At 62.3% G+C, this 16,591-nt stretch carries 15 protein-coding genes; all 15 read right to left on the bottom strand.

From position 1 onward, the window contains the following. Nucleotides 1-147: 147 nt before the first annotated feature. The gene (gene truA / locus AC1DUB_RS01215) at nucleotides 148-942 is read right to left on the bottom strand and encodes a tRNA pseudouridine(38-40) synthase TruA (RefSeq protein ID WP_477727944.1); all 795 of its coding nucleotides are present in this window, start codon (nucleotides 940-942) and stop codon (nucleotides 148-150) included. 63 nt (nucleotides 943-1,005) lie between these two features. Then, complete coding sequence (locus AC1DUB_RS01210) at nucleotides 1,006-3,702, bottom strand: FimV/HubP family polar landmark protein (RefSeq protein WP_477727943.1); 2,697 nt, start codon at nucleotides 3,700-3,702, stop codon at nucleotides 1,006-1,008. 253 nt (nucleotides 3,703-3,955) lie between these two features. Further along, the gene (gene asd / locus AC1DUB_RS01205) at nucleotides 3,956-5,095 is read right to left on the bottom strand and encodes an aspartate-semialdehyde dehydrogenase (protein ID WP_477727942.1); all 1,140 of its coding nucleotides are present in this window, start codon (nucleotides 5,093-5,095) and stop codon (nucleotides 3,956-3,958) included. 282 nt (nucleotides 5,096-5,377) lie between these two features. Beyond that, the gene (leuB, locus tag AC1DUB_RS01200; RefSeq protein ID WP_477727941.1) at nucleotides 5,378-6,448 is read right to left on the bottom strand and encodes a 3-isopropylmalate dehydrogenase; all 1,071 of its coding nucleotides are present in this window, start codon (nucleotides 6,446-6,448) and stop codon (nucleotides 5,378-5,380) included. Nucleotides 6,449-6,526: 78 nt separating this feature from the next. Continuing rightward, nucleotides 6,527-7,177, bottom strand: coding sequence for a 3-isopropylmalate dehydratase small subunit (leuD, locus tag AC1DUB_RS01195; RefSeq protein ID WP_477727940.1), 651 nt, complete (start codon nucleotides 7,175-7,177; stop codon nucleotides 6,527-6,529). 12 nt (nucleotides 7,178-7,189) lie between these two features. Continuing rightward, nucleotides 7,190-8,611: a 3-isopropylmalate dehydratase large subunit gene (gene leuC / locus AC1DUB_RS01190; protein WP_477727939.1), complete on the bottom strand. Its 1,422-nt coding sequence runs from the start codon at nucleotides 8,609-8,611 to the stop codon at nucleotides 7,190-7,192. 24 nt (nucleotides 8,612-8,635) lie between these two features. Continuing rightward, the gene (locus AC1DUB_RS01185; RefSeq protein WP_477727938.1) at nucleotides 8,636-9,613 is read right to left on the bottom strand and encodes a LysR family transcriptional regulator; all 978 of its coding nucleotides are present in this window, start codon (nucleotides 9,611-9,613) and stop codon (nucleotides 8,636-8,638) included. A 160-nt stretch (nucleotides 9,614-9,773) separates the two neighbouring features. Further along, entirely contained in the window at nucleotides 9,774-10,154 is a 381-nt protein-coding gene (locus AC1DUB_RS01180) for a hypothetical protein (protein ID WP_477727937.1), read from the bottom strand. A gap of 110 nt (nucleotides 10,155-10,264) precedes the next feature. After that, the gene (gltA, locus tag AC1DUB_RS01175; RefSeq protein WP_477727936.1) at nucleotides 10,265-11,575 is read right to left on the bottom strand and encodes a citrate synthase; all 1,311 of its coding nucleotides are present in this window, start codon (nucleotides 11,573-11,575) and stop codon (nucleotides 10,265-10,267) included. Nucleotides 11,576-11,597: 22 nt separating this feature from the next. Next, entirely contained in the window at nucleotides 11,598-11,921 is a 324-nt protein-coding gene (locus AC1DUB_RS01170) for an FAD assembly factor SdhE (RefSeq protein WP_477727935.1), read from the bottom strand. 22 nt (nucleotides 11,922-11,943) lie between these two features. Further along, complete coding sequence (locus AC1DUB_RS01165; protein WP_305636524.1) at nucleotides 11,944-12,648, bottom strand: succinate dehydrogenase iron-sulfur subunit; 705 nt, start codon at nucleotides 12,646-12,648, stop codon at nucleotides 11,944-11,946. A gap of 50 nt (nucleotides 12,649-12,698) precedes the next feature. After that, the gene (gene sdhA, locus AC1DUB_RS01160) at nucleotides 12,699-14,495 is read right to left on the bottom strand and encodes a succinate dehydrogenase flavoprotein subunit (RefSeq protein WP_477727934.1); all 1,797 of its coding nucleotides are present in this window, start codon (nucleotides 14,493-14,495) and stop codon (nucleotides 12,699-12,701) included. A gap of 54 nt (nucleotides 14,496-14,549) precedes the next feature. Further along, nucleotides 14,550-14,915, bottom strand: a complete 366-nt coding sequence (gene sdhD, locus AC1DUB_RS01155; RefSeq protein WP_011484500.1) for a succinate dehydrogenase, hydrophobic membrane anchor protein — start codon at nucleotides 14,913-14,915, stop codon at nucleotides 14,550-14,552. A 16-nt stretch (nucleotides 14,916-14,931) separates the two neighbouring features. Beyond that, nucleotides 14,932-15,378 carry a succinate dehydrogenase, cytochrome b556 subunit gene (gene sdhC, locus AC1DUB_RS01150; RefSeq protein ID WP_477727933.1) on the bottom strand — a complete coding sequence of 149 codons (447 nt, stop codon included), beginning with the start codon at nucleotides 15,376-15,378 and terminating at the stop codon, nucleotides 14,932-14,934. 336 nt (nucleotides 15,379-15,714) lie between these two features. Beyond that, nucleotides 15,715-16,485: a GntR family transcriptional regulator gene (locus tag AC1DUB_RS01145; RefSeq protein ID WP_477727932.1), complete on the bottom strand. Its 771-nt coding sequence runs from the start codon at nucleotides 16,483-16,485 to the stop codon at nucleotides 15,715-15,717. Between the last annotated feature and the right edge of the window lie 106 nt (nucleotides 16,486-16,591).

The raw sequence follows: 16,591 nt of genomic DNA, 5'->3' as shown, positions 1-16,591 counted from the left end.
GGGCTATTGACGATCGAGAATGCGAAGTCGTTGAACGGGGAGCGCCTACTTGCCAGCAGGGGCCGCGGAACCGGCTTAGCCGGGCCGCAGGCGCAGCGGCCCCCTCGGGGGGCAGCGCATTACACGAAGTGAAAAGCGTGGGGGCAATCATGGCAACCAATCATAAGCTGCCGTGCGATTTGGCAGGCCATAGTGGTCTTCATAGACAGGCCCCAGGAAATAGAGGCCGTTGGGTGAAAAGGTGGGGGCGGCGGCATCCCGGCTGCGTGCGGCCATCACCTCCAGGAGCCAGCCAGGCTCATGGCTGCCTTGACCTATGGCGACCAGGCAGCCCATGATGTTGCGGATCATGTGATGCAAAAAGGCGTTGGCCTCGAACTCGAAGCGCCAGTACTTTGAACCGGTACCGGCACGCTCCGAAATTTCGATCCGGTTGATGGTTTTGACGGGCGATTTGGCCTGGCATTGCGCTGCCCGAAAGGAGCTGAAGTCATGCTCGCCAACCAGGTGCGTGATGGCCTGCCGCATCGCCGCACCGTCCAGCGGCCGGTAGACCCAGCCGACACGTCCGGCCTCCACGCTGGGTCGCACGGGTGATTCCAGCACCACGTAGGCGTAGCGGCGTGCAATGGCACTGCCTCGGCAATGAAACGCGTCAGGAACTTCGCGTGCCCACTGCACCGCGATGTCGGAAGGCAAAAAGGTGTTGGTGCCGCGGATCCATGACCCCATGTCACGGTGCAGGACGGTGTCAAAGTGCACGACCTGCATCAGCCCGTGAACGCCGGCATCGGTGCGGCCGGCGCACAGGGTACGCACGGGCCGGGCGGCAAATTTGCCCAGTGCCAGCTCCAGCTTGTCCTGTACCGTGTTGCCCGACAGCTGGCTTTGCCAGCCTTCATAGGCGCTGCCGCTGTAACTGATACCGAGCGCAATCCTCACGGGGAAACCTTCTCGGCCAGCGAACGCGAGGCGCTCAGGCCGGCCTGCAATACCACCCCGGGTTCACGCCAGGGCGTTGAGAAACGCCTGCGCTTTGACCTTCAGCGGCCCTTTGGCTTCGGCCAGCACCTCTTCGGCCAGGGACCGCGCGCCGTCCGGATCACCCAGGGAGCGGAATTCCTCGGCCAGCTGGAACTTGGTTTCCAGCGGATCGTTGGACGCGGCTGCCTGGGTGTGAATCGGGCTTTCAGTTGCGGGGCCGTCGTCCAGGTCCAGCGACAGCGAACCGAGGTCAAATTCCAGCATGCCGCTGTCGGAAGCGGCTGGCGCAGGCGCGGCGGCGGCCTTGGTGGCCAGGACCGGCTTCGGGGCAGCTATGGGCTCGGGGGTGAAGTCCAGTCCCGCGGAGGGGAAGTCCATCTCGAGCGCCGGCGCTGCGGCAGGCTTGGATACCGGTGCAGGGGCCGCTATCTCGGGCAGCGAGACAGTGGCACTGCCGAAATCCATGTCAAGGTCGGGCAAGGCGGGAGCTGGCGCGGGGGCGGGCTTCGCTGCCACAGGCGGCTCTGGCGGCCGGGGGGGCGTCGATCGTACCGGAGGGGGGGGCGAGGCAACCGGGGTGGTCGCCGCGTCTTCTGCATCGCCCAGCGAGAAATCGAGGTCGAGATCGACATCCACCACAGGCGGCGTCACGGGGGCGGCAGGTGCAGGCTGGGCTGCTCTGGCGACCGTGCCGGAAGCAGTATTGAAAGCGGCTGCGCCGCTGCCTTTGCCTCCGGCCATGGGTTGTCCGCCAGGCTGGTACATCGGGTTGCCCGGATCCAGTTCACGGCCCATTTCGCTGATATACGCCCAGTCCGGGCCATTGCCCTGCGTCAGGTTGAAGGCCTCGACCGCCACGGTCTCAAAGGCCTTGGTGTCGCGGCGCTTGGCATAGATTTCCATCAGTTTGGCATGGATGGCCACGCGCGTCGGGCTGGTGCGCAGGGCTTCCTTGAGGATTTCCTCAGCCTGCAAGTCTCGTCCGTAGGCCAGGTAAACATCGGCCTCGGCCACTGGATCCACATCGCCGGCCGCATCGAGCTGGCTGGGCGAGTACACGAGGGACGATCCCGTGGCGTTGCCCTCGTTGGTATCGATGCGCTGGCCACCGCTGGCGCCAAAGAAGGAGTCGGGTTGCAGGCGGCTTTCCAGGAAGGAGCTGTCAACCTGGGCGGGGTTGCCGCGCTGGCGGTAGCGGTAAAAACCGAAGCCGGCCAGCAGGGCCAGCAGGCCGCCGGCCAGCGGCAGGGTCAGCGGGTTCTCCAGCAAACCGTCCACCAGGCTGGGTTCCGGGGGTGGAGGAGCGACCACCACGGGCTTCTTGGGGGGAGCAGCCGCAGCCACCGGAGGCAATGCTCCGGCTGCAGAAGCCGGGGTGACGGCCGCCGCCGCAATATTTGTGCTGCTGTCCGCGGCACTGGCCGCGGGGACGGCCGGGACCGCGATGGCTGCAGAAGCTGGAGCCGCTGGTGTTGATACAGCGCTGCCGGTGGTGCCAGGTTGGGCTGAATTGGCCGCCACAGCCGCAGGGGGCACAGGTGCAGGTGCGGGTGCCGCAAGGCCCGACGGCGCGGGCAAGGCAACGCCGGGCGCCTTGGCGGCGCTGGCAGCTGCCACCGGAGCGGGGGTAACGCCCAGCTTGTTGAGATCGCTGATGTTTTTGGACAGCTCCGCCACGCGGGTGGAGGCGTCCTGGGCTTGCCTGTCTTTGGCTATCTTGTCTTCGGTTGCTGCTTTGCCCTGAACCGCACCTTTGGACAGCGTCAGCTTGTCGGGGGTGGTGGTTGCCGGTGTGCGATCCTCCACCTTGGCCTGAACTTTTCCGCCGGCCTGCCTGTCGGCATCGGCTACCTGGGCGGTTGGCACGCCTTCGGCGAGTTTGCGCCGGAAGCTGTTGAAATCCCTGCTTTGGGCAACGATGGTTTGCGTGGCTTCGCGCGGTGAAATCGCGCTGGCTGTTTCCGCGCTGGGCATTTCCAGCACGGCGCCGGATTTGAGCCGGTTGATGTTGCCGCCGATGAATGCGTTCGGATTGCTCCTGAGCATGGCCACGAGCATCTGGTCCAGCGATACGCTGGCGGGTTTGTTCTCGGCAGCGATCTTCCCGGCGGTATCTCCGGCCTTGACCGTCAGCTGTTTGTCGCCCACGGGGGCTTTGTCAGCCGGCGCGGCTTTGGCTGCGGGTGGGGCTGGCGGTGTGGCTGGAGGGGAAGTCGTTCCCCGGGCTGGCGCTGCGGTACTCGGTGCGACCGGCCGTGACAACTGGGGTGCGGTTGGCGTGACAGCCGTGCCTGCGGACCGCAGGTTGGGCGGGTCAAACAGCATGGTGTAGTCGCGGGTGATCCGTCCGGACGCCCAGCTGGCCTCAAGGATGAGGTCGACAAACGGCTCGTTCACGGGTCGGCTGCTGGTCAGGCGCAAATAAGCCCGGCCATCGGCGCGGCGCTGCAGGTTGATCTGCAGGCCAGACAGCGCGGTGGTGTATTCAAGCCCTGCTGCCTTGAAGGTGTCGGCAGATGCGACACCCGCCTTCAGGCTGGAGGCCTCGTCTGCAGTGATGTCCGCGATGTCGATTTCTGCGCGAAGGGGTTCCCCCAGCGCCGATTGAACCGTTATTCGGCCCAACGCCAGGGCATGTGCTTCCAGACTTGCCAGGCTACCCAGCAATGCAATAGCGCTCGCCAGAGCACCAATACGCCAACGACCACGATGATTCATGGGTTTTTGATCCTCGATTGCTGGGGTTGCATGTAACTTTATTCTGCTTAGGCGCACAAAAACCTCAATGCGAATTTTCGAAAAACAACCATAACATCAAGGCATTAGGCTGACAAGCTAAGACACCACTTAAGTTTTGACACGGCGAGTTAGCATCAACTTACAAGTTTCAGATGTTGTCTGACGACAACGACCTGTGACAAGTGGTTACGGACGGACGGGGTGCCTCCCGGCCGCCCGTCCGTGCCTGCGTTCAAGCCTGCAGCAGGATGCGCAGCATGCGGCGCAACGGCTCGGCAGCCCCCCAGAGCAGCTGGTCGCCGACGGTGAAGGCGCCCAAATAGTCCGGGCCCATGGCCAGCTTGCGTAGACGCCCCACGGGGATCTGCATGGTGCCGGTCACGGCCACCGGTGTCAGGTCCTTGATGGAGGCTTCGCGCGTATTGGGCACGACCTTGACCCAGTCATTGTCGGCGGCGATCAGGGCTTCGATGTCGGCCAGCGGCACGTCTTTCTTGAGCTTGAAGGTCAGCGCCTGGCTGTGGCAGCGCATGGCGCCAATGCGCACGCAGAAGCCGTCGACCGGCGTTTCGGCCGTGCCAAAGGCCGCGCCCTGGCCCAGGATCTTGTTGGTCTCGGCGCCGCCCTTCCATTCTTCCTTGCTCATGCCGTTGCCCAGGTCCTTGTCGATCCAGGGGATGAGCGAACCACCCAGCGGGACGCCGAAGTTGGCGGTTTCGCCGGCGCTCAGCGACTGCTGCTTGGCCAGGATCCGCCGGTCGATTTCGAGGATGGCCGATTTCGGGTCGTCCAGCAGCGCCTTGACGTCGCTGTTGAGCGTGCCGAACTGCGTCAGCAACTCGCGCATATGCTGCGCGCCGCCACCCGAAGCGGCCTGGTAGGTCATGCTGGTCATCCATTCGACGAGCCCGGCCTTGTACAGTGCGCCCACGCCCATCAGCATGCAGCTGACCGTGCAGTTGCCGCCGATCCAGTTGTTGCCGCCCCTGGCAAGCGCATTCTGGATCACGGGCAGGTTGACCGGATCCAGGATGATCACGGCGTCATCGTTCATGCGCAGCGTGGAGGCCGCATCGATCCAGTGGCCTTTCCAGCCCGCAGCGCGCAGCTTGGGAAATACTTCGGAGGTGTAATCGCCGCCTTGTGCGGTGATGATGACGTCGCACTTCTTGAGCGCCTCGATGTCAAAGGCATTCTTGAGCGTGGTTTCGTTCTTGGCCTGGGCCGGGGCTTTGCCGCCGGCATTGGAGGTGGAAAAGAAAACCGGCTCGATCAGGTCGAAGTCGCCTTCGGCCTGCATGCGGTCGATCAGCACCGAGCCGACCATGCCGCGCCAGCCAACGAGTCCTGTGAGATTGCCTTTGAGTTTCATGGAATTGCCCTTCAAAAAGTACGAAAAACAGGCTTTTTGACCCGGCTCATCGAGCCGGCGGGCACGACGAACCGGGCTTGTCAGCCTTTAATGGTGGTCGTTTTGGTGATCTGGGCAAAAACCGGCGCAGCGCTGAGCGCGCGCGAGGCGGCAGTGCAGCGGATGGGTGCGGGGTTTTTACACATGGTGCTGATTGTAGCCAAGCTTGGGCTTCGCACGGCTGACGGCTGGCTCAAACCCCCGGCAACGCGATGGTTTGAGCCGGTTTGCGGCAAAAAAACGTCAGCCGAGCGCCTTCACGACGGCATCGCCCATTTGCACGGTACCGACCTTGGTCGTGCCTTCGCTGTAAATGTCGGGTGTGCGCAGCCCCTGGCTGAGCACCGCATCCACGGCTTTTTCAATGCGCGCGGCGGCTTCGGGCTGGTTCAGGCTGAAGCGCAGCATCATCGCGGCGCTCAAAATGGTGGCCAGGGGGTTGGCCACACCCTTGCCCGCGATGTCGGGCGCACTGCCGTGGCTGGGCTCGTACAGGCCCTGGTTTTTGTCATTCAGGCTGGCCGAAGGCAGCATGCCGATGCTGCCGGTCAGCATGGCGGCGGCGTCCGACAGAATGTCACCAAACATGTTGCCCGTGACCACCACGTCAAATTTCTTGGGTGCCTTGACCAGCTGCATGGCGGCGTTGTCCACGTACATGTGGTCCAGCGCCACGTCGGGGTACTGCAGCCCGATTTCCGTCACAACGTCTTTCCAGAGCTGGAAGGTCTCGAGCACATTGGCCTTGTCGACGCTGGTGACGCGCTTGCCACGCTTGCGCGCCGCCTGGAAGGCCACATGGGCGATGCGTTCGATCTCGGGGCGCGAGTAGCGCATGGTGTCAAAGGCTTCCTCCGCACCGGGAAAGTGCCCATCGGTGGCCACACGGCGGCCGCGCGGCTGGCCGAAGTAGATATCGCCGGTCAACTCGCGGATGATGAGGATGTCCAGGCCCGCCACCAGCTCGGGCTTGAGGCTGGAGGCGTGTGTCAGCTGTTCGTAGCAGATGGCCGGCCGGAAATTGGCAAACAGGCCCAGGTTTTTGCGCAGGCCCAAAATCGCCTGCTCGGGACGCAGCGGACGGTCCAGCTTGTCATATTTCCAGTCACCGACTGCGCCAAACAGCACGGCGTCGGCGTCCTTGGCGAGCTTCAGGGTGGCTTCGGGCAGGGGGTGACCATGGGCCTCGTAGGCGGCGCCGCCCACCAGCGCGGTTTCGGTTTCAAGCTTTAGGTCCAGAACGTTCAGGACCTTGACCGCTTCCGCGACGATTTCGGTACCAATGCCGTCACCCGGGAGAATTGCGATTTTCATGGTTACTATCTTTTTTATAGCTGCTAACGCCCATATTTACTGGGCAAAAGCATGATTTGGCTGAAAAATACCGGCTGATCAACCCGGGATGGTGTGGTTGAGCCAGGGCTTCTTCGCGAGGCGCTCGGCTTCAAATGCCTTGATCTTGTCGCTCTGGCGCAAGGTCAGGCCGATGTCGTCCAGACCGTTGAGCAGGCAGTATTTGCGGAAAGCCTGCACATCGAAAGGCAGCTCTTCGCCTTGGGGCTTGACGATCACTTGCCGTTCCAGGTCCACCGTGAGCTGGTAGCCCGGGAACGCGAACGCCTCGTCGAACAGCTGGGACACCTGCGCTTCGGACAGCACGATGGGCAGCAGGCCGTTCTTGAAGCTGTTGTTGAAGAAGATGTCGGCATAGCTCGGCGCGATGATGGCGCGAAAGCCATACTGGTCGAGCGCCCACGGCGCATGCTCGCGCGAGGAACCGCAGCCGAAGTTCTTGCGTGCCAGCAGGATGGAGGCGCCGGCGTAGCGCGGCTGGTTCAGCACGAAGTCCGGGTTGGGCTTGCGGCTGGCCGGGTCCTGCCCGGGAAAGCCGGCATCCAGGTAGCGCCACGCGTCAAACAGGTTGGGGCCAAAGCCGGTCTTGCGGATGGATTTGAGGAATTGCTTGGGGATGATGGCGTCGGTGTCGACGTTCTCGCGGTCCATCGGTGCCACGAGGCCCTTGTGTACGGTGAATTTTTGCATGTGTGACTCGGTTCAGACAAATTTACGCACGTCGACAAAATGGCCATGCACGGCCGCCGCCGCCGCCATGGCCGGGCTCACCAGGTGGGTACGGCCGCCGGCGCCCTGACGCCCTTCAAAGTTGCGGTTGCTGGTGGAGGCGCAGCGTTCGCCGGGCTCCAGCCGGTCGGCATTCATGGCCAGGCACATGGAGCAGCCGGGTTCGCGCCACTCAAAGCCAGCGGCCACAAAAATCTTGTCCAGGCCTTCACGCTCAGCTTGCTCCTTCACGAGTCCGGAGCCCGGCACCACCATGGCCAGCTTGACGTTCTTGGCGACCTTCTGGCCGAGCTTTTTGACGATCGCGGCGGCTTCGCGCATGTCTTCGATGCGGCTGTTGGTGCAGGAGCCGATGAACACCTTGTCGACGTAGAGGTCGTTCAGCGCCTTGCCCGGTTGCAGGCCCATGTAAGTCAGCGCTCGCTCGATGGCACCACGTTTGTTGGCGTCTTTTTCCTTGTCGGGGTCCGGCACACGGTCTTCAATCGACAGCACCATTTCAGGGGACGTGCCCCAGGTGACCTGCGGCAGGATCTGGCTGGCGTCGAGTTCGACCACGGCGTCAAATTTCGCGTCGGCATCCGAGTGCAGCGTGGCCCAGTACTGCACGGCCTGGTCCCACTCGACACCGGTGGGCGCCAGCAGGCGGCCCTTCACGTAGTCAATGGTTTTCTGGTCAACCGCCACCAGGCCGGCGCGGGCGCCGCCTTCAATCGCCATGTTGCAGACCGTCATGCGGCCTTCCATGCTGAGCGCGCGAATCGCCGAGCCGGCAAATTCAATGGTGTAGCCGGTACCGCCCGCGGTGCCGATCTTGCCGATGATGGCCAGCACGATGTCCTTGGCGGTGCAGCCCCTGGGCAGCGTGCCTTCGACCTTGATCAGCATGTTCTTGGCCTTTTTGGCCAGCAGGGTCTGCGTGGCCATCACGTGCTCGACCTCGCTGGTGCCGATGCCGTGCGCCAGCGCGCCGAATGCGCCGTGGGTGGAGGTGTGCGAGTCGCCGCAGACCACCGTCATGCCGGGCAGGGTGGCGCCGCTTTCGGGGCCGATGACGTGCACGATGCCCTGGCGTTTGGAAAGGAAGGGAAAGAAGGCCGCCGCGCCGAATTCCTTGATATTGGCGTCCAGCGTGGTGATCTGTTCCTTGCTGACCAGATCGGTGATGCCGTCGTAGCCGAGCTCCCAACCGGTGGTGGGGGTGTTGTGGTCGGCCGTCGCCACAATGGAGCTGATGCGCCAGACCTTGCGGCCGGCTTCGCGCAGTCCTTCAAAGGCCTGCGGGCTGGTGACTTCATGCACCAGGTGGCGATCAATATAAAGAATGGACGTGCCGTCTTCTTCGGTGTGAACAACGTGCTCGTCCCAGATTTTGTCGTAGAGGGTGCGTCCCATGGTTTTCCTTCGTGGTTTTCAATTTTAGGCGGGTGAACGGGCACCCGCCATTGTGGTTTTTGCAAGCGTTTTTTCGGGCTTCGCGGCGGGCGCGGGCTGGGTCAGGTGCTCGACCAGCAGGCGGGCAGTCAGGGGCAGGGTGGAAAAATCCCGCGCCACGAGCTGGATCTGGCGTGCTGCCCAGTCATCCGTGAGGGCGATGGATTCAAGTTCCCCCACGTCATGCATGAGCTCGAATGCGCGCTGCGGCATCACGCCCACGCCCAGGCCGTTGTGGATCATGCGGCACATGGCGTCCAGGCCCGTGACATGGATGCGCAGCTTGATGGTACGGCCCAGCGCCGTAGCGGCTTGCCGCATCGCCAGGTAAATCGAGCTGTTGGAGTGCAGGCCCACGTGGTCGAACTCCAGGCTGTCTTCAAAAGCGATGGCGTCCCGCGCGCCCAGCACATGCCCGCGCGGCACGATCAGTACCAGCTGGTCGTGCCGGTACGGCAGTGTCTGCAGGCCGCCCACCCCATCGGCGGTGTTGCAGATGCCCAGGTCCGCAGCGCCTTCCTGCACGGCGCGCACGACTTCGGTGCTCAGGTGTTCTTCCAGGTCAATCTTGATTTCGGAATGGCGGCGGATGAAGGCGCCCAGGTCTTCGGGTAAAAACTGCACGATCGCCGAAATGCTGGCGTGCACCCGCACATGGCCGCGCACGCCGGCGGCGTACTCGCTGAGCTCGCCCTGCATTTTTTCCAGGCTGAAAAGCACGGACCGCGCATGGTGCAACAGGCTTTGCCCGGCGGGTGTCAGGTCCACGCCACGGGTGTGGCGGTACAGCAGCGGCGTGTCCAGCGCAGCCTCCAGGTCGCTGAGGCGCTTGCTGACGGCCGACGCCGCAATGAATTCGCGTTCTGCCGCCTTGCCGATACTGCCGAGCTCGCACACCGCGACAAACAATTGCAGCGAAGTGAGGTCAATGCGGCGGGCGAAGTTGCGTTCCGAGCTTTTCATGAGGGTTAAAGTCATCGCGGTTCACGATGTTCCCCTGTATTTTGAGCCAATATCCATCATCCCGTCATCGCGGTATGCGATGGGTGGCGTGCCGGTGGACTGGGACCCCGGCAATACGGGGTTGGGTCGCTATCGAAAATTTCGACCGGTTTCGGTCCGATCAGTCGATGATGTTGTCGGGGGCCAGGACCCGGACCCGGTGGTCCACGTTGTAGCCACCAAACTCGGTATAGCGCAGCAGGTGGCGGTCGCACCGGGCGCAATGCCAGACATCGCAGCGGTTGTACGGGAAAAACGACACGGCAATCGGGGCATTGGGCGATTCGTAACGGGTGCCTTGGGGGTGCCGCTCTTCCAGGGTGGGCTCGTCAAGCGCAGGGTCGCGCAGCGTCGCGACCTGGGTCATCTGCTGCACTTCCCAGCGGTATTCGGCCAGGCTTTCCCAGCCGGCGCAGGCCCCCAGTGCACAAGTGCAGGCCCGGGGGGCGGCTGCCCCGGCAAGGGCCTGGCGCAGTTCGGCGGCGGTCTGGATGGGGGCCATGGGGGTGTTTTTTCGGATGAAGGGCAGTAAAGATACAAAAATACAAAAAGCCCGCCAATGTTGCCATCGGGCGGGCTCTGTAGAAACGTCTGGGGCGGGTACCCCGGTCGTTAACGCTGGGCCATGGGCTTGACGTCACGCGGGGTCGAGCCGGTGAAGAGTTGGCGTGGACGGCCGATCTTGTACTCGGGATCACCAATCATCTCGTTGAGCTGGGCGATCCAGCCCACGGTGCGGGCCAGCGCGAAGATCGCGGTGAACAGCGGCACGGGAATGCCGATGGCGCGTTGCACGATGCCGGAGTAGAAATCCACGTTGGGGTAGAGTTTGCGGGACACGAAGTAGTCGTCTTCCAGCGCGATTTTTTCCAGGGCCATCGCCAGCTTGAACAGCGGGTCGTTTTCCAGGCCCATCTCGTGCAGCACTTCCTTGCAGGTTTCCTGCATCAGCTTGGCGCGCGGATCGTAGTTTTTGTAAACGCGGTGACCGAAGCCCATCAGCTTGACGCCGGAGTTCTTGTCCTTGACCTGTTTGATGAAGTCGCCGATTTTCTCGACGCCGCCATTTTTCTGGATGTCGCCGAGCATGTTCAGCGCAGCTTCGTTGGCGCCGCCGTGGGCCGGACCCCACAGGCAGGCCACGCCGGCCGCAATGGCGGCAAACGGGTTGGTGCCCGACGAGCCGCACAGGCGAACCGTGGAGGTCGAGGCGTTCTGCTCATGGTCTGCGTGCAGGATGAAGATGCGGTCGAGTGCGCGTTCCAGCACCGGGCTGACCTTGTACTCTTCGCAGGGCGTGGCAAACATCATGTGCAGGAAGTTGCCGGCGTAGCTCAGGTTGTTCTTCGGGTACATGTAGGGCTGGCCCACGGTGTACTTGTAGGCCATGGCGACCAGCGTCGGCATCTTGGCAATCAACCGGATCGCGGCGATCTCGCGGTGCTCGGGGTTGGTGATGTCGGTACTGTCGTGATAGAAGGCCGACAGCGCGCCGACCAGGCCGGTCATGATGGCCATCGGGTGCGCGTCACGGCGGAAGCCGCGCAGGAAGAACTGCATCTGCTCGTTGACCATGGTGTGGTTGGTCACGCGGCCGACGAAATCCTTTTTCTGGTTGGCATTGGGCAGCTCGCCGTACAGCAGCAGGTGGCAGGTTTCGAGGTAATCGCAGTTGGTGGCAAGCTGCTCGATGGGATAGCCGCGGTACAGCAGTTCGCCCTTGTCGCCGTCGATGTAGGTGATCGCCGACTGGCAGGAGGCCGTTGACAGGAAACCGGGGTCATAGGTGAACATGCCTGTCTGGGCATACAGCTTGCGAATATCCACAACGTCCGGGCCCACACTGCCGTGGTAAACGGGCAAATCGACGCTGGGGCTGCCGTTGCTGAAGGACAGGGTGGCTTTGTTGTCAGCTAGCTTCATTTCTCGCTTCTTTCGTATCAAATCACATGGAAACAGCCACGCGGCCGGCCGCTGCGGTGCGCAGCAAATTTAAAACCTCAAGCGCTTCCGAAGTACAGGCGCTTGCCAACGCATCAGCATCGGGAAGCTGGTCAGGTTCCCGACGTTTTAACAGCAGGTCCAGCAAATCGTTGTCGGACAAGTCCATTAAATCATTCAAGCCTTTTGCCTGCCTGACGCTGAGCGTCGCTTCGTGGCGGGAAAAGAACTTTTCGATCAGCAGGTCGTTTTCCAGCAGGCCCCGGCGGCAGCGCCACTTGAGCTTGCTCAGGGCGCGCTCATCGAGCAAAACGTCAGGGGCTTCCATGCCAATCATGCCAAATAATTGATCAGACTGCGCGCAGGACCATCATTTCCTTGATCTTGCCAATGGCTCGGGTCGGATTCAGGCCCTTGGGGCAGACATCGACGCAGTTCATGATGGTGTGGCAGCGGAACAGCCGGTACGGGTCTTCCAGGTTGTCGAGCCGCTCGGCCGTGGCTTCATCGCGGCTGTCGGCAATGAAACGGTAAGCCTGCAGCAGGCCGGCGGGGCCGACGAACTTGTCGGGATTCCACCAGAAGCTGGGGCAGGAGGTGGAGCAGCTGGCGCACAGGATGCACTCGTAGAGGCCGTTGAGCTCGTCGCGCTCCTCGGGGCTTTGCAGGCGCTCTTTTTCGGGCGGCAGGTTGTCGTTGATCAGGTAGGGCTTGATCGAGTTGTATTGCTTGAAGAACTGCGTCATGTCGACAATCAGGTCGCGCACCACGGGCAGGCCGGGCAGCGGCTTCAGGACAATGGTGCCGGGCAGCGTGCGCATGTTGGTCAGGCAGGCCAGGCCATTCTTGCCGTTGATGTTCATCGCGTCGGAGCCGCAAACGCCTTCGCGGCAGGAGCGGCGAAAGCTGATGCTCGGATCCTGCGCCTTGAGCTTCATCAGGGCGTCCAGCAACATGCGCTCGCTGCCGTCGAGCTCCACCTCGATGGTCTGCATGTAGGGCTTGGCGTCGGTGTCCGGGTCGTAGCGGTAGATCTGGAAGGTACGTTTTGACATGGGGCGTTTCTCGCGGTCTTGTTGGCTTGACTGGTTCGCTTGGCTTGCGCTTAGAAGCTGCGCACTTTGAGTGGCACGGATTCAACCGTCAGCGGCTTCATCTGCACGGGCTTGTAGCTCAGGCGGCTGCCCTCGCTGTGCCACAGCGTGTGCTTGTGCCAGTCGGTGTCGTTGCGGCCGTTGGGATGCTCTGGCGTATCGCCGTAGTCATCGACCGAGTGCGCGCCACGGCTTTCGTGGCGGGCGGCCGCCGACACGATGGTGGCCTCTGCCGCCTCGATCAGGTTTTCAACTTCCAGCGCTTCGATGCGTGCGGTGTTGAAGATTTTTGACTTGTCCTTCAGGCCGATGTTCTTCACACGTTCGCGCAAGGCAGCGATTTTGGTGACGCCCTCGTCCATCAGGGCTTGGGTGCGGAACACGCCGGCATGCGTCTGCATGGCCGTGCGGATGTCGTTGGCCACATCCTGGGCGTACTCGCCGCCGCTCGCGTTGTCCAGCCGTGCAATACGCGCCAGCGTCAAGTCTGCCGCGTCGGCCGGCAGCGGTTTGTGCGTTTTGTTGGCGTTGTTGAACTCAACAATGTGGTTGCCGGCAGCGCGGCCGAACACCAGCAGGTCCAGCAGCGAATTGGTGCCCAGGCGGTTGGCACCGTGCACACTGACGCAGGAGCATTCGCCCACGGCATAAAGGCCGTTGACAACTTCGCTCTTGTTGTCAGCGTTCTGGGTGACCACCTGGCCATGGATGTTGGTCGGAATGCCGCCCATCTGGTAATGGATGGTGGGCACCACGGGAATCGGTTCCTTGGTGATGTCGACGTTGGCAAAGTTGTGGCCAATCTCGAACACCGACGGCAGGCGCTTCATGATGGTCTCGGCGCCCAGGTGGGTCATGTCGAGGTTGATGTAGTCCTTGTTGGGGCCGCAGCCGCGGCCTTCCTTGATCTCCTGGTCCATGCAGCGCGACACGTAGTCACGCGGCGCCAGATCCTTGTAGGCGGGCGCATAGCGCTCCATGAAGCGTTCGCCGTTGCTGTTGCGCAAAATGGCGCCTTCGCCGCGGCAGCCCTCGGTCAGCAGCACGCCGGCGCCATGCACGCCGGTGGGGTGGAACTGCCAGAACTCCATGTCTTCCAGCGGGATGCCGGCACGCGCGGCCATGCCCAGGCCGTCGCCGGTGTTGATGAACGCGTTGGTGGAGGCCGCAAAAATGCGGCCGGCGCCACCTGTTGCGAGCAGGGTGGTCTTGGCTTCGAAGATATGCACGTCACCGGTTTCCATTTCCAGTGCGGTCACGCCCACGACATCGCCATCGGCGTCGCGGATCAGGTCCATGGCCAGCCATTCCACAAAGAAGCTGGTCTTTTCCTTGACGTTTTGCTGGTACAGCGTGTGCAGCATGGCGTGGCCGGTGCGGTCGGCGGCGGCGCAGGCGCGCTGCACCGGCTTTTCGCCGTAGTTGGCGGTGTGGCCGCCGAACGGGCGCTGGTAAATCGTGCCATCCGGATTGCGGTCGAACGGCATGCCCATGTGTTCCAGGTCATAGACAACCTTGGGTGCTTCACGGCACATGTATTCAATGGCGTCCTGGTCGCCGAGCCAGTCGGAACCCTTGACGGTGTCGAAGAAGTGGTAGTGCCAGTTGTCTTCCGACATGTTGCCCAGCGAGGCGCCAATGCCACCCTGGGCGGCCACCGTATGGGAGCGCGTGGGGAACACCTTGGACAGCACGGCCACGTTCAGGCCGGCGCGTGCGAGCTGCAGCGAAGCGCGCATGCCGGAGCCGCCGGCACCGACGATCACAACGTCAAATTTACGCTTGGGGAGTTTGGAGGTAGCGGTCATGTTTATTTGGGAATCTTTTTAGTCGGGGGCGGTCAGCGGTGCTTTAAACGGGCCTCACAGGCGCCACAGGACCTGGATGCCCCAGCCGGCGCACGCCACCAGCCAGACCATGGTGAACACCTGCAGGCCCAGGCGCAGCCCGACCGGCTTGATGTAGTCCATCCAGATATCGCGCATGCCGACCCACACGTGCCAGAGCAGGGCGATGATGATGGTGAAGGTCAGCACCTTCATCCACTGCGATGAGAAAATGCCGGCCCATTTGTCGTAGCCGATGGGGCCTTTGCTGAAAAGGATCTGGGCCAGTACCAGCAGGGTGAACAGGGCCATCAGGGCCGCGGTCACGCGCTGGGCCAGCCAGTCGCGCAGGCCATAGTGAGCGCCGACAACAATGCGCTTGGAGCCGTAATTGACAGACATGGTGAGCTCCTTCTAGTTAGTAAAGGCCAAACAGCTTGGCGCCGAGCACGAGCGTGAGGCCAATGCTCACGGCCAGCGTGAAGGCGGCTGATGACTTGCCGAATTCCTTGCTCACGGCCGCATGGCTGGTGTCCATCCACAAGTGGCGAAGCCCTGCGATGAAATGGTGCAGGTAGGCCCAAATCAGTGCCAGCGCGACGAGCTTCCAGAGGAAACCCGGCAGGCCGAGCATGCCCGCGTTGAATGCGGACTTGAATTTGGAGAAGGAGATTTCCGACGATATCGAGGTGTCGAACATCCAGATGATGAAGGGCATCAGCAAAAACATGATGGCCCCGCTGATGCGGTGGAGGATGGAGACAAGGCCGGCGAGGGGCAGGCGGTAGCTGGGGAGGTCGGTAAAGGCGTTGATGTTGCGGAACTCGGGCCGCTTCTTCGCTACGGTTGTCGCTGATTCGGACATACTTGGCTTTCTATATTTTTGAGTAACTGCTTTGTAACCATCAAAAGCTGCTCAGCCCGAAATTCTATTGCAATGCAGCATGAATCTTGGGCCGGGTGCCCTATGGCTGAAAGTTTTTATCGGAAAAAGGGGGTTTTAACGGCAAATGCGCCCTGTTCCAGTGCGTGGAAATTCTGATGGGGTACACATTGGGGCGCGCATCTTACAAATCGTCCCGCTCGGCCTGAGTTTCCGCCGCCCGCCGCGCTGCCGCTTGCACATTGCCTTGGGTGGGGAAACATCGTTTTCATGGGTCTGTTGTCTTCGGGTTTTGGTTTCGGTTTCGGGGTTTCGGTTTCAACTCAGGGTGTTGTGATAGTGGTGGGTGTCGGTGCGGTAGTAGCCGCGCCGCAGCTCCATGGGGACGTCGTTGTAGGTGTAGGCAATGCGCTCCACGCTCAGCAGTGGCGTGCCGCGTTCAACTTTTAATAGCAGTTCACGCCCATCTATGGCTGGCTCGGCACGAATTTTTTCTTCGGCGCGAACCATGCGCACATTGAATTCGGTCTCAAACAGGGCGTACATCGGGCCGTGGTAGCCGGCCAGGCGCTCGGCGGTCAGGCCCTTGAAGGGCGCGGCCGGTAGCCACAGGTCTTCCAAAATGGTGGGCGTACCGGAGAAACTCAGCACCCGACGCGCCTGCAGCACCGCGTCGCCAGTACGCAGCGCCAGGGCGCGTGCAATGTCGGCGCTGGCGCGGATGCGCCGGCAATCGATGATGTCGCGCTGGGCGGGGCCTTCGCTGCCCGGAATACCGGAGTCGGGCACCAGCTTCAGGAAGCGGAACTGCACATGCTGCTCTGCATGCGTGGCCACAAAAGTGCCTTTGCCCTGGCGGCGCACCACCAGGTTGTCGGTGGCCAGCTCGTCAATTGCCTTGCGCACCGTTCCCTGGCTGACGCGGTAGCGGGCCGCCAGTTCCATTTCAGATGGAATGGCTTCGCCGGGCTTCCACTCGCCCGACTGCAGGCTTTGCAGGATCAAGCCTTTGATTTGCTGGTACAGCGGGCTGAACGCCGGGGTGGCACCTGCAAAATCATCGACGGACGAGACGGGAATGGCGGTCATGGCAGAACGGTGTTAATCCTGCTTATCATATCTTATATAAGACATAAGACAAATTGACGGACGGGCATTTTCAGGCGTAAAATCTTCGGCTGAGTCCAACGCGCAG

The organism is Polaromonas sp. P4_F9, from assembly GCF_056401235.1.
The sequence above is the reverse complement of the archived record's forward strand: the minus strand, read 5'-3'. Positions and strand labels throughout refer to the sequence as shown.

Coding starts and splice junctions, on each gene's coding strand:
- AC1DUB_RS01210 (WP_477727943.1), bottom strand. CDS start 3,702: ATGAATCATCGTGGTCGTTGGCGTATTGGTGCTCTGGCGAGCGCTATT.
- asd (WP_477727942.1), bottom strand. CDS start 5,095: ATGAAACTCAAAGGCAATCTCACAGGACTCGTTGGCTGGCGCGGCATG.
- leuB (WP_477727941.1), bottom strand. CDS start 6,448: ATGAAAATCGCAATTCTCCCGGGTGACGGCATTGGTACCGAAATCGTC.
- leuD (WP_477727940.1), bottom strand. CDS start 7,177: ATGCAAAAATTCACCGTACACAAGGGCCTCGTGGCACCGATGGACCGC.
- leuC (WP_477727939.1), bottom strand. CDS start 8,611: ATGGGACGCACCCTCTACGACAAAATCTGGGACGAGCACGTTGTTCAC.
- AC1DUB_RS01185 (WP_477727938.1), bottom strand. CDS start 9,613: ATGAAAAGCTCGGAACGCAACTTCGCCCGCCGCATTGACCTCACTTCG.
- AC1DUB_RS01180 (WP_477727937.1), bottom strand. CDS start 10,154: ATGGCCCCCATCCAGACCGCCGCCGAACTGCGCCAGGCCCTTGCCGGG.
- gltA (WP_477727936.1), bottom strand. CDS start 11,575: ATGAAGCTAGCTGACAACAAAGCCACCCTGTCCTTCAGCAACGGCAGC.
- AC1DUB_RS01170 (WP_477727935.1), bottom strand. CDS start 11,921: ATGGAAGCCCCTGACGTTTTGCTCGATGAGCGCGCCCTGAGCAAGCTC.
- AC1DUB_RS01165 (WP_305636524.1), bottom strand. CDS start 12,648: ATGTCAAAACGTACCTTCCAGATCTACCGCTACGACCCGGACACCGAC.
- sdhA (WP_477727934.1), bottom strand. CDS start 14,495: ATGACCGCTACCTCCAAACTCCCCAAGCGTAAATTTGACGTTGTGATC.
- sdhD (WP_011484500.1), bottom strand. CDS start 14,915: ATGTCTGTCAATTACGGCTCCAAGCGCATTGTTGTCGGCGCTCACTAT.
- sdhC (WP_477727933.1), bottom strand. CDS start 15,378: ATGTCCGAATCAGCGACAACCGTAGCGAAGAAGCGGCCCGAGTTCCGC.
- AC1DUB_RS01145 (WP_477727932.1), bottom strand. CDS start 16,485: ATGACCGCCATTCCCGTCTCGTCCGTCGATGATTTTGCAGGTGCCACC.